The sequence below is a fragment of the Aquaspirillum sp. LM1 genome (genome assembly GCF_002002905.1).
Classification (GTDB): Bacteria; Pseudomonadota; Gammaproteobacteria; order Burkholderiales; family Aquaspirillaceae; genus Rivihabitans.
The window spans coordinates 3,046,778-3,059,914 of record NZ_CP019509.1 but is presented as its reverse complement, the minus strand read 5'-3'; the positions used below and the strand labels follow the sequence as shown (position 1 = coordinate 3,059,914).

18 protein-coding genes are annotated in these 13,137 nt (G+C 61.2%); 15 read left to right on the top strand and 3 right to left on the bottom strand.

Annotated elements, in window-relative coordinates; genetic code table 11:
* Nucleotides 1-50 precede the first annotated feature (50 nt).
* The 11 genes from hisB to BXU06_RS13215 all read left to right on the top strand — a co-directional run bounded on the left by hisB (nucleotide 51) and on the right by BXU06_RS13215 (nucleotide 6,019).
* Complete coding sequence (hisB, locus tag BXU06_RS13265) at nucleotides 51-644, top strand: imidazoleglycerol-phosphate dehydratase HisB (RefSeq protein WP_077302886.1); 594 nt, start codon at nucleotides 51-53, stop codon at nucleotides 642-644.
* A complete protein-coding gene (gene hisH, locus BXU06_RS13260) occupies nucleotides 641-1,297 on the top strand; it encodes an imidazole glycerol phosphate synthase subunit HisH (protein WP_077300536.1) in 657 nt (218 codons plus the stop codon). Before hisB ends, hisH begins: the two co-directional genes overlap by 4 nt.
* A 31-nt stretch (nucleotides 1,298-1,328) precedes the next feature.
* Nucleotides 1,329-2,069, top strand: coding sequence for a 1-(5-phosphoribosyl)-5-[(5-phosphoribosylamino)methylideneamino]imidazole-4-carboxamide isomerase (hisA, locus tag BXU06_RS13255; RefSeq protein WP_077300533.1), 741 nt, complete (start codon nucleotides 1,329-1,331; stop codon nucleotides 2,067-2,069).
* 78 nt (nucleotides 2,070-2,147) lie between these two features.
* A complete protein-coding gene (gene hisF / locus BXU06_RS13250; RefSeq protein ID WP_077300530.1) occupies nucleotides 2,148-2,915 on the top strand; it encodes an imidazole glycerol phosphate synthase subunit HisF in 768 nt (255 codons plus the stop codon).
* Nucleotides 2,912-3,325: a phosphoribosyl-AMP cyclohydrolase gene (gene hisI, locus BXU06_RS13245; RefSeq protein ID WP_077300527.1), complete on the top strand. Its 414-nt coding sequence runs from the start codon at nucleotides 2,912-2,914 to the stop codon at nucleotides 3,323-3,325. The genes hisF and hisI overlap by 4 nt, the downstream gene beginning before the upstream one ends.
* Nucleotides 3,326-3,460: 135 nt before the next feature.
* The gene (locus tag BXU06_RS13240) at nucleotides 3,461-3,790 is read left to right on the top strand and encodes a phosphoribosyl-ATP diphosphatase (protein ID WP_077300524.1); all 330 of its coding nucleotides are present in this window, start codon (nucleotides 3,461-3,463) and stop codon (nucleotides 3,788-3,790) included.
* 11 nt (nucleotides 3,791-3,801) lie between these two features.
* Nucleotides 3,802-4,125, top strand: a complete 324-nt coding sequence (locus BXU06_RS13235) for a histidine triad nucleotide-binding protein (protein WP_077300521.1) — start codon at nucleotides 3,802-3,804, stop codon at nucleotides 4,123-4,125.
* Between the two features lie 45 nt (nucleotides 4,126-4,170).
* The gene (tatA, locus tag BXU06_RS13230; RefSeq protein WP_077300518.1) at nucleotides 4,171-4,377 is read left to right on the top strand and encodes a Sec-independent protein translocase subunit TatA; all 207 of its coding nucleotides are present in this window, start codon (nucleotides 4,171-4,173) and stop codon (nucleotides 4,375-4,377) included.
* Nucleotides 4,378-4,383: 6 nt separating this feature from the next.
* Nucleotides 4,384-4,896 (top strand): Sec-independent protein translocase protein TatB, encoded by a 513-nt coding sequence (gene tatB / locus BXU06_RS13225; protein WP_077300514.1) that lies wholly within the window; start codon nucleotides 4,384-4,386, stop codon nucleotides 4,894-4,896.
* Nucleotides 4,893-5,651 carry a twin-arginine translocase subunit TatC gene (gene tatC, locus BXU06_RS13220; protein WP_077300511.1) on the top strand — a complete coding sequence of 253 codons (759 nt, stop codon included), beginning with the start codon at nucleotides 4,893-4,895 and terminating at the stop codon, nucleotides 5,649-5,651. Before tatB ends, tatC begins: the two co-directional genes overlap by 4 nt.
* Nucleotides 5,648-6,019, top strand: a complete 372-nt coding sequence (locus tag BXU06_RS13215; protein WP_077300508.1) for a DUF2069 domain-containing protein — start codon at nucleotides 5,648-5,650, stop codon at nucleotides 6,017-6,019. Before tatC ends, BXU06_RS13215 begins: the two co-directional genes overlap by 4 nt.
* A gap of 45 nt (nucleotides 6,020-6,064) precedes the next feature.
* On the opposite strand, the gene BXU06_RS13210 is transcribed toward BXU06_RS13215, so the two are convergent.
* Entirely contained in the window at nucleotides 6,065-7,018 is a 954-nt protein-coding gene (locus tag BXU06_RS13210) for an alpha/beta fold hydrolase (protein WP_216352477.1), read from the bottom strand.
* Between the two features lie 137 nt (nucleotides 7,019-7,155).
* Here BXU06_RS13210 and BXU06_RS13205 point away from each other — a divergent pair, with 137 nt between their 5' ends.
* From BXU06_RS13205 to BXU06_RS13190, 4 genes are all read left to right on the top strand, one after another.
* Nucleotides 7,156-7,761, top strand: a complete 606-nt coding sequence (locus tag BXU06_RS13205) for a 2-hydroxychromene-2-carboxylate isomerase (protein WP_077300502.1) — start codon at nucleotides 7,156-7,158, stop codon at nucleotides 7,759-7,761.
* A 114-nt stretch (nucleotides 7,762-7,875) separates the two neighbouring features.
* The gene (locus tag BXU06_RS13200) at nucleotides 7,876-8,286 is read left to right on the top strand and encodes an SAM-dependent methyltransferase (RefSeq protein WP_077300499.1); all 411 of its coding nucleotides are present in this window, start codon (nucleotides 7,876-7,878) and stop codon (nucleotides 8,284-8,286) included.
* Nucleotides 8,283-9,572, top strand: coding sequence for a KGGVGR-motif variant AAA ATPase (locus BXU06_RS13195; protein ID WP_077300496.1), 1,290 nt, complete (start codon nucleotides 8,283-8,285; stop codon nucleotides 9,570-9,572). Before BXU06_RS13200 ends, BXU06_RS13195 begins: the two co-directional genes overlap by 4 nt.
* Nucleotides 9,569-11,005 (top strand): hypothetical protein, encoded by a 1,437-nt coding sequence (locus BXU06_RS13190; RefSeq protein ID WP_077300493.1) that lies wholly within the window; start codon nucleotides 9,569-9,571, stop codon nucleotides 11,003-11,005. Before BXU06_RS13195 ends, BXU06_RS13190 begins: the two co-directional genes overlap by 4 nt.
* A 159-nt stretch (nucleotides 11,006-11,164) precedes the next feature.
* Here BXU06_RS13190 and BXU06_RS13185 read toward each other — a convergent pair whose 3' ends face one another.
* Both BXU06_RS13185 and nifS read right to left on the bottom strand, forming a co-directional pair.
* On the bottom strand, nucleotides 11,165-11,704 hold the full coding sequence (locus BXU06_RS13185) for a flavodoxin (protein ID WP_077300490.1): 540 nt from the start codon (nucleotides 11,702-11,704) through the stop codon (nucleotides 11,165-11,167).
* A gap of 188 nt (nucleotides 11,705-11,892) precedes the next feature.
* Nucleotides 11,893-13,101: a cysteine desulfurase NifS gene (gene nifS, locus BXU06_RS13180; protein WP_077300487.1), complete on the bottom strand. Its 1,209-nt coding sequence runs from the start codon at nucleotides 13,099-13,101 to the stop codon at nucleotides 11,893-11,895.
* Nucleotides 13,102-13,137: the final 36 nt, after the last annotated feature.

The following is a 13,137-nucleotide window of genomic DNA, read 5'->3' as shown; positions in this document are numbered from 1 at the left end:
GCGCCGCGCCGCTGCGCACGGCCCGAATCCTTTTCTCGCTATGGTATCTCATGCGTCAGGCTGACATTACACGCAACACTCTGGAAACCCAGATTACCGTCTCGATCAACCTGGACGGCGAAGGGCGCAGCCACTTTGCCACCGGCGTGCCGTTTCTGGAGCACATGCTGGACCAGATCTGCCGCCATGGCCTGATCGACCTCGACATTACTGCCGTGGGCGATCTGCACATCGACGCCCACCACACGGTGGAAGACATCGGCATCACCCTGGGCCAGGCGTTTGCCCAGGCGATTGGCGACAAAAAGGGCATCCGCCGCTACGGCCATGCCTACGTGCCGCTGGATGAAGCACTGTCGCGGGTGGTGATTGATCTCTCCGGCCGCCCCGGTCTGGTGTACAACATCGACTACACCCGCGCCTGTATTGGCCAGTTTGACGTCGATCTGTTTTCTGAATTCTTCCATGGCTTTGTCAATCACGCCATGGTCACCCTGCACATCGACAACCTGCGCGGGGTGAACGCCCACCATCAGGCGGAAACCGTGTTCAAGGCTTTTGGCCGCGCGCTGCGCATGGCGGTGGAACCTGACCCGCGCATGGCCGGCGTCACCCCGTCCACCAAAGGAACCCTGACCGCATGAGCGCCGCCAAACCGACAATCGCCGTGGTGGACTACGGCATGGGCAACCTGCGCTCGGTGACCAAGGCGCTGGAGCATGTGGCACAAGGCCGTGCCGAGGTGGCGCTGACGCAGGATCCCGAGGTGGTGCGCCGCGCCGACAAAGTGGTGTTTCCTGGCCAGGGCGCGATGAAAGACTGCATGGCCGAGCTGATTGCCTCGGGCCTGAAGGAAGCGGTGATCGACGCTGCCGCCAGCAAGCCGTTCTTTGGCGTGTGCGTGGGCGCGCAGCTGCTGCTGGACCACAGCGAAGAAGGCGACACCGCCGCGCTGGGCATCTACCCCGGCCTGGTCAAGCGCTTTCCCGATGGCCAGCTGGACACCCAGGGCGCACGGCTGAAGGTGCCGCATATGGGCTGGAATGAAGTCTGGCAAACCGTGCGCCACCCGCTGTTTGCCGGCGTGGCCGACGGCAGCCGCTTTTATTTTGTCCACAGTTATTATATGGCCCCTGCCGACCCTGGCCTGTCGTTGGGCTATGCTGAATACCCGTTTGCATTTTCCGCCATCCTGGGCCGTGATAATGTATTCGCCACCCAGTTTCACCCCGAAAAAAGTGCGGCCGCCGGCCTGAAGTTGCTGGACAACTTCATTGGCTGGGATGGTCAGCGATAACCCTGAACACCCGAACAACCCGAGACACATCATGCTGCTGATTCCCGCGATTGATCTGAAAGACGGCCAGTGTGTACGCCTGAAACAAGGCGTCATGGACGATGCGACCGTGTTTTCCGACGACCCGGTCAAGGTTGCCGCCCATTGGCGCGATCAGGGCGCCCGTCGCCTGCATCTGGTCGATCTGAACGGTGCCTTTGCCGGCAAGCCGAAAAACCTCGCGGTCATCCGCGACATCCTGACCGAAGTGGGCAATGACATGCCGGTGCAGCTCGGTGGCGGCATCCGTGACCTGGACACCATCGAGAAATACCTCGACATGGGCCTGCAGTACGTCATCATCGGCACGGCGGCGGTGAAAACCCCCGGCTTTCTGCACGACGCCTGCGACGCCTTCCCCAACCAGGTCATCGTTGGCCTGGACGCCAAGGACGGCAAAGTGGCCACCGATGGCTGGGCCAAGGTGACCCACCACGATGTGATCGACCTGGCCCGCCGCTTTCAGGACTACGGCGTGGTGTCGGTGATCTACACCGACATTGGCCGCGACGGCATGATGAGCGGGGTGAACATCGACGCCACCGTCAAGCTGGCGCAAGCGCTGAGCATTCCGGTGATTGCCTCCGGTGGCCTGACCAACCTGGACGACGTGCGCGCGCTGTGCGGAGTGGAAAGCGAAGGCATTGAAGGCGCGATCACGGGCCGGGCCATTTACGAGGGCAGCATCAACTTCCGCGAAGCCCAGGATCTGGCCGATACGCTGGGCAGCTGAGCGCAGCTGCCTGCTTTTCCCCGCTGCGCGCGCCTGCGCGGGCGGGGCTTTATCTGACCGAGACGAATCCAAACCGCCATGTCTTTAGCCAAACGCATCATCCCCTGCCTGGACGTGACCGCCGGTCGCGTGGTCAAGGGCGTCAATTTTGTCGGCCTGCGCGACGCCGGCGACCCGGTGGAAATTGCCCGCCGCTACGACGAGCAGGGCGCTGACGAACTGACCTTTCTCGACATCACCGCCTCCAGCGACGACCGCGACATCATCCTGCACATCATCGAAGCAGTGGCCGAACAGGTGTTCATCCCGCTGACAGTGGGCGGTGGCGTGCGCAAGGTGGAAGACGTGCGCCGGCTGCTCAACGCCGGGGCCGACAAGGTAAGCATCAACACCAGCGCAGTGACCAACCCCGATCTGGTGCGCGAATGCGCCGACAAGTTCGGCTCGCAGGCGATTGTGGTGGCGGTGGACGCCAAGGCGGTCACTCCGGACAACGACCGCTGGGAGGTATTCACCCACGGCGGGCGCAATCCCACCGGGCTGGACGCGGTGGCCTGGGCGCAAAAGATGCAGGAACTGGGTGCAGGAGAAATCCTGCTCACCAGCATGGACCGCGACGGTACCAAGATTGGCTTCAACCTGCCGCTGACCCGCGCGGTCAGCGATGCGGTGTCGATTCCGGTGATTGCCTCGGGCGGCGTGGGCAATCTGCAACACCTGGCCGACGGCGTGCTGCAAGGCCACGCCGACGCGGTGCTGGCCGCCAGCATCTTCCACTTTGGCGAATACACTGTCGAACAGGCCAAGCGCCTGATGCAACAGCATGGCATTGAGGTACGCTTATGAGCCAGACAGCACAATCCGCCTGGCTGGACGCGGTCAAATGGGACGCCAATGGCCTGGTGACCGCCATCGCCCAGGACCACGACACCCAGCGCATCATGATGGTGGCCAACGTCAACCGCGAATCGCTGCAGCTGACCGCCGACACCGGCATTGCCCACTACTGGAGCCGCTCGCGCAACCGGCTGTGGAAAAAGGGCGAAGAATCCGGCCACCTGCAAACCGTGCACGAAGTGCGGCTGGATTGCGATGGCGACGTGGTGCTGTTCATCATCGACCAGGCCGGCGGCATTGCCTGCCACACCGGGCGGGAAAGCTGCTTTTTCCGCCGGCTGGATGGCCAGGACTGGCAGGTGGTGGACGCGGTGCTGAAAGATCCGGCCAGCATTTACGCTGCGCCGCACGGGCACTGAACACCCGCGCCGGTGGCCATGGCCTGCGCGCATGACGCGCCGCGCCATCACACGGTAATATGCGCACTACACGATAGCGTTGGCTGCTGTGGCAGCCAACAACCGGTTTGTTCACTTCCTACCCAAGAGACTGCCATGATTCACGCCGAAGTGCTGTTCCACATTGCCGACACCCTGGAAGCGCGCAAGAGCGCCGACCCGAAATCGTCCTACGTTTCCGAACTGCTGCACAAGGGCGAAGACGCCGTGCTGAAAAAAGTGGCGGAAGAATGTGCCGAAGTGCTGATGGCCTCGAAGGATGGCAGCAAGCTGCATCTGGTGCGCGAAGTGGCCGACCTGTGGTTTCATTCGATGGTGCTGCTGACCTATCACGGCCTGCGCCCGGACGATGTGCTGGTTGAACTCAAGCGCCGCGAAGGCATTTCCGGCCATGATGAAAAAGCGGCCCGCGCCGCCAAGGACTGAGGCAGGGATCCATGAGCGACTGTCTGTTCTGCAAGATCATTGCCGGGCAAATCCCGTGCAACAAGGTGTATGAAGACGATGACATGCTGGCTTTTCATGACATCCGTCCGATTGCGCCGGTGCATTTTCTGATCATCCCCAAACGCCATATCGAATCGCTGCTGACCACCACGGCTGACGATGCGGACATTCTGGGCAAGATCATGACAAAAGTGCCGGAACTGGCCCGCGAGCAAGGGCTGGCCGCCGGTTTCAAGACCGGGATCAACACCGGCAAACTGGGCGGGCAGGAAGTGTATCACCTGCACGTCCACGTATTTGGTCACAAGGGCTGAGTTCGCGTCCCCCCGCGCGGCAGCCCGTTACAGGAGTTTTGACACATGGGTTCTTTGAGCATTTGGCACTGGGTGATCGTGCTGGTGGTGGTGGTTCTGATTTTTGGCACCAAAAAACTGCGTAATGTTGGCCAGGATCTGGGCGGCGCAGTCAAAGGTTTCAAGGATGGCATGAAGAGCGAAGAAGCCCAGCCGCCGGCCAAGCCGGGTGACACAGGCCGGGTGATCGACGTCGAAACCGACAAAAAGTAAGTCGCCGTGTTCGATATCAGCTTTGGCGAACTGGCCGTGATCGGCGTGGTGGCGCTGGTGGTGATCGGCCCGGAAAAACTGCCCAAGGTGGCGCGCACAGTGGGCGCGCTGGTGGGGCGCGCCCAGCGTTATGTGCACGACGTCAAGGCCGACATCCAGCGCGAGGTCAACCTGACCGAACTCAAGCAGCTGCAAAGCGAAGTACAAACCGCCGCGCAAACCCTGCAGGACTCGGTGCAGCGTGAAGTCAGCGACGCCAGGCAAACGGTCAGCGAGGTGCAGTCGCAGCTGAACGCAACGGCCAGCGAGGTCAGCGAAGCCGTCAACCAGGCCCAGCAGACAGTTAACGACGCGGTGGCCCCGGCAGTGGACGCCACACCAAGCCCCCCCGCGCCGGCTCCGCTGGACACCGCAGCAGTTGATCCGGCCCACCCGCGTCCGACCCTTGCCATGGCACCAGACCCTGACGCCCCGGCTGCCCCGGATTCTTCCTCCGCCCCTTCTCCCAAGCCGACATGACCGAAGCCCAACCCCTGCTTGCCCACCTGATTGAGCTGCGCACCCGGCTGGTCCGGATGCTGATTGGCCTGCTGGTGCTGTTTCTTGGCCTGTTTCACTGGTCAGGCGATATTTACCGGCTGCTGGCCTTGCCGCTGATGAAGGTGCTGCCGGTCGGTGCCACCATGATTGCCACCGACGTGACCACGCCATTTTTTGTGCCGATGAAAGTCACCATGATGGTGGCCTTTGTACTGGCACTGCCCAATACGCTCTATCAGGTGTGGGCCTTTGTTGCCCCTGGCCTGTATGCCCATGAAAAACGGCTGATTGTGCCGCTGATTGCCTCCAGCGTGCTGCTGTTCATCATCGGCATGGCCTTTGCGTATTTTCTGGTGTTTCCGGTAGTGTTTGGCTTCATGAGCTCGGTCACCCCGGATGGCGTGTCGATGATGACCGACATCGACAAATATCTGTCGTTTGTGCTGGGCATGTTTCTGGCCTTTGGCATCACCTTTGAAGTGCCGGTGGTGGTGATCCTGCTGGTGCGCTTTGGCATTGTGGACATTGCCAAACTCAAGGAAGCCCGGCCTTATGTGATTGTCGGCGCGTTTGTGGTCGCGGCAGTGGTCACCCCGCCCGATGTGCTGTCGCAGATCATGCTGGCCGTGCCACTGTGGCTGCTGTATGAGCTGGGGATCGTGCTGGCCGCCTGGCTGGTCAAACCGGCGGCAAAAGACGCCACCCCAGACAGCCCTGCCGAAGGTGACGCATGAATCCGAGCAAAAATTTCTGTCACTGGCTGAGCATCGCCAGCCTGATTGGCCTGATCCTGCTCACCCTGGCCTGGGAGCTCTGGCTGGCTCCCTTGCGCCCTGGCGGCAGTTTTCTGGTGCTCAAGGCCGTGGTGCTGCTGTTGCCGCTCTTTGGCATTTTGCGCAACCGGGTATACACCTACCAGTGGTCGAGCATGTTCATCCTGGCCTTTTTTGCCGAAGGCGTGACCCGTGCCTGGGCTGACCGGGGCTTGTCACAATGGCTGGCCGGTGGCGAGGTGCTGCTGAGCACGCTGTTCTTCCTTGGCGTACTGGGCTATGTGCGGGCGGTGCGCCTGAGCCTGGCAGCAGCACGCCAGAGCGAATAAAGCGCACGCTTGCGCATCCGGCACACATCCCCGCCAGCCCCCAGATCAATCGGGAAGATAGGGCGCAATCCATTCACCAGGCACGGCAGCGGGCAGGCAGCCCTGCTGCAGCCATTGCCCAGCCAGCGGCCAGAGCGAATCGGCAAAGCGGGCATGAAAAAAAGCAAAGTGGCCAATTGACGCCACCCCCACCCTGGCCGGCTCCAGCTGCAGATGACAGCGGCGACTGCCAGTAAAATAGCCCAGCAGCCGCTGCACCGCCGACACCGTGGCAAACGGGTCGTCACTGGCCGACAGCGCCAGCAATTCGCCGCCCAGCGCAGCACAGCGCGCGGTCAGCCGCGCAGGCCGGTCGGCGCTGGGCGTCCGACCGCGCCCCAGCCCGTGTTCAAAGCGCGGGTGACGCGAGGTCCAGTCGCGCACCACGCCTTGCGGGGTGTCTTCCAGCCAGCCCAGCCGCCGGCCAGGAAAATACCCGCACACCGCCGTCAGCGCCGGCATCAGCACATGCCACTTCCACCACATGCTCCAACGCTGGTCGCGGGCGTAGTCGCGCCAGTAAGCAAACTGGGCTCCCACCGTCAGGCTGCGCACAATCCGCCGGTTGGATGCAGCCAGCCCGAGCAAGAGCCCACCAGCGCTATGCCCCACCGCCAGCACCGGCTGCTCCGGACAATGCAGCTCCAGCCAGCGCAACGCCCCTTCAAAATCCCGCTCGCCCCACTCCAGCCAGCCGGCCTGCAAGCCGCGCAAATTGGCCGGGCGTGAGCCGCCAATGCCGCGATAATCGTAGGTCAGCACATCCAGGCCCCTGCTGTGGAGAAACGCGGCAAAGCGCGCGTAGTAGCGGCTGTGCACGGCGGTTGCCGGGTTGATCACCACCACCGCCCGGTGCCGGTCAGGCTCGGCGCAGCGCCAGACATGGCCATGCAGTGGGTAGCCATCGGTGGCGGCAAAGTGCACCGCTTGCGGCATCAGTCGGGAATCCGTAGGCTTCATCACAGGCTCGTCGGGGTAAGGTTAACGCTGACTCTAGCCACCGCCCCGACCTGGTTCAACCGTATTTCTTGCTGTCTGGCATGCGCTACGCGCATGCCAGCGGCCCGACCTAAGAGCGTGTTCAAAGACAACACATCATGTCAGCCCCATCCATCGAGTTCTGGCTGGATCTGGCCAGCCCCTACTGTTATTTGTCTGCCTTGCGCATCACCCCGCTGGCCAAGGCCGCCGGGGTGGCCGTGCGCTGGCGGCCATTTTTGCTCGGACCGATTTTTCGGGCGCAGGGCTGGCAAGATTCACCGTTCAATGCCCAGCCAGCCAAACGGGCCTACCTCTGGCGCGACATGGCCCGTCAAGCAGACAAATACCAGTTGCCGTTTACCCCGCCCAGTGAGTTTCCCCGCCATGCCCGGCATGCCACCCAGCTAGCCATGCTCGCCGCCGCCACGCCATGGGCAGCGCAGTTTTGCCAACGCCTGCTGAGCGCCAACTTTGTCCACGACCAGGATATCCGCCAGGCGGACTGCCTGCTGGCCGCGCTGCAAGGGCTGACCGCCCAGCCACAACACTGGCTCACCCTGGCCCGGCAAAGCGGGATTTATCACGCCGCCAACCAGCGCAGCGAGTGGGCGCAGCAACGCGGCCTGTTTGGCGCGCCCACGTTCTGGGTAGGGCAAGAGATGTTCTGGGGGGACGACCGGCTGGAAGATGCGCTGGCCTGGGCTGGGCGGGTGGGGGGATGAACACAGCATGACAATGCCAGCTACGCTGCAACACGGGAAAACCACGGGCGTTGGGCACAAGTACGCTAAAATGGCCGCCCGGTACTGGCCGCATTGACTTTGAAGGAAACCGCCATGCAAACGGATTTTTTCGATGCCCATCAACGTCATTGGAATGATGCAGAATATCTGCACCAGGCCCAACGTTGGGCCAATGCCGACCATCTGTATGGGATGTCCGTCGAGTGCGGTCTGAAACGCCTGATGATGGCGTTCGGCATGTCGATTGATGCGCAGGGCAGCCCAAGCGACAAAAAAGACAGGCAACACGCCGATGGCATCTGGACGCGTTTCGAGAGTTATCGCCATCGCCATACCGAGGGTGTAGGGTATGTCCTGTCGGCGAATCCGTTTGCTGACTGGGAAGCGTCGCAACGTTATGCCCCTCAATCCAGTTTTGATCAAAGCCGGATCGAACGCCATCAGACAGGTGCCCAGGCGGTGTATGCCTTGCTCAAAAAAGCACAAAAAGACGGGTTGATATGACCACCTTTGATCAGATTTTGCCCATTGCCACTGATGTTCTTGAAGCACATCGCCCGGTGGTGGACGCACTGGCGTGGCTGCTGATCAACCGCGACCTCAACGGGCGGGTACGATTTATCGCGCCGGACACACTGGCACACACGCCTTCCCTGCGCACCCAGGTCGAAGCGATGTACCAGGCGCTGGCCATGCGACTTGCTCCCCACGCCTACCCTGCCACCCATGGCATTCTGTACGAAGCTACCCCGGAAGAAGCCTGTCAGGGTGTGTCAGCATTTCCGCTGGAGGGCTTTGCGCAAGTGCAGGTGGTTGACCGCCTGGCCACGGACACCCAATGGGCACGCATTGCAGAAGTTGCCCCCGGCGCGCCACGCATCGTGTTTTTCTCGATCAAGGGCGGCGTTGGCCGCTCGACAGCGTTGGCCGCCAGCGCCTGGAGCCTGGCCAGACAGGGCAAACGGGTGCTGGTGCTGGATGGGGATCTGGAATCGCCCGGGCTGTCCAGCGCCTTGCTGCCAGTAGACCGGCAACCCAAATATGGCATAACCGACTGGCTGGTGGAAGATCTGGTCGGCAATGGCGATGGGCTGCTGAACGATCTTTACGCCACCAGCAATTGGCCTACTGCCGGGCAAATCTACCTCGTGCCAGCCCATGGTCATGAGCCTGGCGAATACGTCGCCAAGCTTGGTCGGGTCTGGATGCCTAAAGTCCTGGCTCAGGGAGGTGTTGAAACCTGGTCACGTCGCTTGAATCGTCTGATCCAGCAACTGGAAACACAGATCCAACCGGATGTGATCTTGATCGATTCCCGCGCAGGCATTGATGAAGTGGCGGCAGCATGCGTCACTGATATCGGCGCACACACCATTCTGATGTTTGCCATTCAGGGACAGCAAACCTGGACCGGCTACCGTGTGCTATTTTCCCACTGGCAACAGCGTGGCGTGATCGCTATGCTGCGCGAGCGGCTGCAACTGGTGGCCGGATTGGTGCCAGATGATGATCGCAAACAAACCTATCTCGATGCACTGTGTGCCGATGCCTATGAGCTGTTTGTCAGCAGCTACGATGAAACTGGACCCGGTGAAATCAGCGACTGGAGTTTTGAGCAGGATGATAGCAATGCCCCCCATGCACCGTTGCCCATCAAATGGAACCGTGGCTGGTTTGGCCTGCTGGGGCTTCAGCAACGCATGGAGCAGGTGGATGAAAACGAGGTCAATGGGGTATACGGCGAACTGCTGGATTTTTTGAACCGCGCCACCGCAAAGAACGACACATGACCTCTGCTCACGCCATTCGTGCGGCGATTCTTGCCGCGCCATTCGAGCTGGATAACCGGGGAGAAACCCCGCATCCCGGCACCCTGTATATTCCACTGGCCCACCGCAAGGCGCTTGCCAGAGATGCGGTGCTGGTGGTCGGCGCGCGCGGGGTGGGCAAATCATTCTGGACAGCCGCCCTGCGCGACGCGGCCTTGCGCAGCCAGATTGGCGAATCAGTGCCTGAGCTGACACGCACCGATGCCCACATCGGCTACGCTGCTACGCCAAATATTGCACAGTATCCGGATCGCGCCACCTTTGCTGAACTGATTCAACGCCAGCACTCCCCTTACCAGATCTGGCAAGCCGTGGTGCTGCGCTGGCTGGCAGCACTCACCAACACGACGATTCCCACCGTACACTGGGATAGCACCGTGGCGTGGGTGGCCAGCCATGCCGAGGAAGTGGCGCGCATTACCGAAGCAGCCAATCAGCATCTTGCCAGCCACCAGCGCTTTGGCCTGATTATTTTTGATGCTCTGGACCGCACCAGTTCAGCGTGGGACACCATGAACGACATCGTGCGCGACCTTTTGCAAGTCGCGCTATGGTTGCGCGACTTTCCGCACTTGCGCGCCAAAGTGTTTTTACGCCCAGATCAAATGGAGCACTCGGTCACGGCTTTTGTCGATGCGTCAAAAATTCTGGCCACCCGTGCTGAACTGACCTGGGAGCGCCACGATCTGCACGCCATGATGTGGCAACGGCTGATCAATGCGCCTGACGCACATGGCGATTGTGTGCGTCAGTTGGTCAACAACACGCTGCACCGTGAAGAAAGCCTGCGCCATGATGATGGCGTATGGCGTTTGCCCCCGGCACTGACTACAGAACGCCCCTGTCAGCGTGGGCTGTTTGAGGCGCTGGCAGGCAATAAAATGGGCAAGGATGCCCGACGTGGTGTGCCTTATGTCTGGAGTGTCAGCCATCTTGCCGATGGCCATGGCTGGACCTCACCGCGATCTTTTCTCGCCGCCATCCACGGTGCGGCTGACGATAGCCAGCAACGCTATGCCGACTATGCCCTGGCGCTACACTATGAAAGCATCAAGCGCGGCATTCAGCGGGCGTCGCAAATCCGGGTGGATCAAGTGGCCGAAGATGATTTGTGGGCACCAGAAGTCATGCATCCGCTCAAGGGCATGAATGTTCCCTGCGCACGGGAAGAGATTGTGCAGGTATGGAAAACCGCATTCCCTGCGGGTCCAGGCAGCATTCCTTCCGACCATCTGCCCCCACAGCACAAGGAACAAGGATGGGGCGGCATTGAACAAGACTTGGTGCACCTAGGCATTTTTGTCACGCGCAAGGATGGCCGGATTGATATGCCCGATCTCTACCGGGTAGGATTTGGCCTGGGTCGTATGGGCGGGGTCAAACCCGGCAAATAATTCACGGCATCTGCCGTACATACTGACAGATGGCTACCGCTTGGCCAGGGTGGTCACTCATGATATTGCCGATGGCGCTGCAAAATGCACAACATGCATACAGTGCATTTTCCTCAGGTCGATCCCGCACCGCGCCCGCGCCGCACGGGATGACATCACTTACACCGGCAAGCCAAACACCGGAGCAATCTGCTTCAGCCAGGCATCCAGACGGCTGTCGGTCAGGCCAGACTGGTTGGACAGGTCCAGCGCCAGGCCCACAAACTGGCCATCCACCACCGATTTCGAGGCAATGAACTCATAGCCTTCGGTCGGCCAGCCGCCCACCACATTAGCGCCCTTGGCCACGACAAAGTCGTACAGGCCGCGCATGCCGCTGACAAACTGCTCCGGGTAGCGGCTTTGGTCGCCCAGGCCAAAGATGGCCACGGTTTTGCCGGTGAGATCAACATCGGCCAGTTTTTGCAGGCCTTCTTCCCAGCTGGGTTCGCTATCGGCGCTCACCCCCGGCAGTTGGCCGGTGCCGACGGTGGAGGTGCCCAGAATCAGCAGCGAGTAGCTGGAGAAGTCTTCCACGCTGGTGCGGTTGATGTTCAGCGGCGCGGCCATCAGTTCGTCGTCAAAGCGTTTCTTGATCATTTTGGCCACTTTGCGTGTCGAACCCGAGGTGGTGCCAAAAAACATGCCAATCTTTGCCATGGTGATGCTCTCCTGATAAAAAACGAAAAATCAAACGGATACAGCCAATCCAGCCCCTCGGTGCGGTGCAGCGGCGCGCGCCCACAAAAAAATCCCCGGCCAGAGCCGGGGGCAATCTTGGCAACCACACAGCATTGCCGGAGGGAAAAACCTGCCTGCCGGGCGCACGGGCACCCGGCAGGCATCAATCAGGCGTACGCCGGGGTGAAACTGCCCCCGTTGGCGCTGGCCGGGCCTTGCTCGCCCCAGTACGGCGACAGCTTGCGCAGTTGGGCAATAATGCCCGGCACGGCGGCAATCACCCGGTCCACTTCTGCCTCGGTGTTGTAGCGTGACAGCGAGAAACGGATGGTGCCGTGGGCGGCGGTGTAGGGGATGCCCATGGCGCGCATCACATGCGAGGGCTCCAGCGAACCGGAGGTGCACGCCGAGCCGGAGCTGCAGGCGATGCCCAGCTTGTTCAGCAGCAGCAGGATGGCTTCGCCTTCGATGTATTCAAAAGCAATATTGCAGGTGTTGGGCAGGCGGTTGCGCGGGTCGCCGGTGACAAAGCAATGGCTAACCTGGCTGAGAATGCCCTGCTCCAGCTTGTCACGCAGTGCCTTCACCGTGGTGTTTTCGGCTTCCATATGCTCCAGCGCCAGCTGGCAGGCCTGGCCCAGACCCACAATGGACGCCGAGTTTTCCGTGCCGGCACGCCGACCGCGTTCCTGATGGCCGCCGCGCAGCAGCGGGCGGAAACGGCAGCCACGGCGCAGGTAGAGCACGCCAATGCCCTTAGGCGCATGCAGCTTGTGGCCGGACAGCGACAACATGTCGACCTTGGTGTTTTTCAGGTCGATGGGAATCTTGCCAACAGCCTGCACCGCGTCGGTGTGAAACATGATGCCCTTGGCGGCGGCCAGCTCGGCCATTTCTTCCACCGGGAAAATCGTGCCGGTTTCGTTGTTGGCCCACATCACCGACACAATCGCCACGCGGTCATTCAGCAGCGACTTGTACTCATCAATATCCAGCCGGCCTTTTTTGTCCACTTTCAGCTTGTGGACGATATAGCCTTCTTTTTCCAGCCACTCACACAGGGTGAGGATGGCCGGGTGCTCCACCATGGTGGTGATCACCGTGTTGCGCTCGGGCTGGGCTTTCAGCGCCGACAGAATGGCGGTGGAGTCGGATTCGGTGCCGCACGAGGTAAAGATGATTTCCGAGTCATGCTCGGCCCCCAGCAGCGCCTGCACCTGGGCACGAGCGTTTTTCAGCGCCTTGCCCACCTGGCTGCCAAATGCGTGCATGGACGACGCATTGCCGAAGTGCTCGGTAAAGAACGGCAACATGGTTTCCACCACGGAGGGGTCAACCCGGGTAGTGGCATTGTTGTCCAGATAGATCGGTTCCATGGTCGACTCCAGAAAGTATCTCAAGCTAAAACCGAC

What these genes read in the sequence shown, in the direction of transcription:
- BXU06_RS13215 (WP_077300508.1), top strand. Translation starts at nt 5,648, where the DNA reads ATGAATCCGAGCAAAAATTTCTGTCACTGGCTGAGCATCGCCAGCCTG.
- hisA (WP_077300533.1), top strand. Translation starts at nt 1,329, where the DNA reads ATGCTGCTGATTCCCGCGATTGATCTGAAAGACGGCCAGTGTGTACGC.
- BXU06_RS13205 (WP_077300502.1), top strand. Translation starts at nt 7,156, where the DNA reads ATGTCAGCCCCATCCATCGAGTTCTGGCTGGATCTGGCCAGCCCCTAC.
- tatC (WP_077300511.1), top strand. Translation starts at nt 4,893, where the DNA reads ATGACCGAAGCCCAACCCCTGCTTGCCCACCTGATTGAGCTGCGCACC.
- BXU06_RS13195 (WP_077300496.1), top strand. Translation starts at nt 8,283, where the DNA reads ATGACCACCTTTGATCAGATTTTGCCCATTGCCACTGATGTTCTTGAA.
- BXU06_RS13240 (WP_077300524.1), top strand. Translation starts at nt 3,461, where the DNA reads ATGATTCACGCCGAAGTGCTGTTCCACATTGCCGACACCCTGGAAGCG.
- tatA (WP_077300518.1), top strand. Translation starts at nt 4,171, where the DNA reads ATGGGTTCTTTGAGCATTTGGCACTGGGTGATCGTGCTGGTGGTGGTG.
- BXU06_RS13185 (WP_077300490.1), bottom strand. Translation starts at nt 11,704, where the DNA reads ATGGCAAAGATTGGCATGTTTTTTGGCACCACCTCGGGTTCGACACGC.
- hisI (WP_077300527.1), top strand. Translation starts at nt 2,912, where the DNA reads ATGAGCCAGACAGCACAATCCGCCTGGCTGGACGCGGTCAAATGGGAC.
- nifS (WP_077300487.1), bottom strand. Translation starts at nt 13,101, where the DNA reads ATGGAACCGATCTATCTGGACAACAATGCCACTACCCGGGTTGACCCC.
- hisB (WP_077302886.1), top strand. Translation starts at nt 51, where the DNA reads ATGCGTCAGGCTGACATTACACGCAACACTCTGGAAACCCAGATTACC.
- BXU06_RS13200 (WP_077300499.1), top strand. Translation starts at nt 7,876, where the DNA reads ATGCAAACGGATTTTTTCGATGCCCATCAACGTCATTGGAATGATGCA.
- BXU06_RS13190 (WP_077300493.1), top strand. Translation starts at nt 9,569, where the DNA reads ATGACCTCTGCTCACGCCATTCGTGCGGCGATTCTTGCCGCGCCATTC.
- BXU06_RS13235 (WP_077300521.1), top strand. Translation starts at nt 3,802, where the DNA reads ATGAGCGACTGTCTGTTCTGCAAGATCATTGCCGGGCAAATCCCGTGC.
- BXU06_RS13210 (WP_216352477.1), bottom strand. Translation starts at nt 7,018, where the DNA reads ATGAAGCCTACGGATTCCCGACTGATGCCGCAAGCGGTGCACTTTGCC.
- hisF (WP_077300530.1), top strand. Translation starts at nt 2,148, where the DNA reads ATGTCTTTAGCCAAACGCATCATCCCCTGCCTGGACGTGACCGCCGGT.
- hisH (WP_077300536.1), top strand. Translation starts at nt 641, where the DNA reads ATGAGCGCCGCCAAACCGACAATCGCCGTGGTGGACTACGGCATGGGC.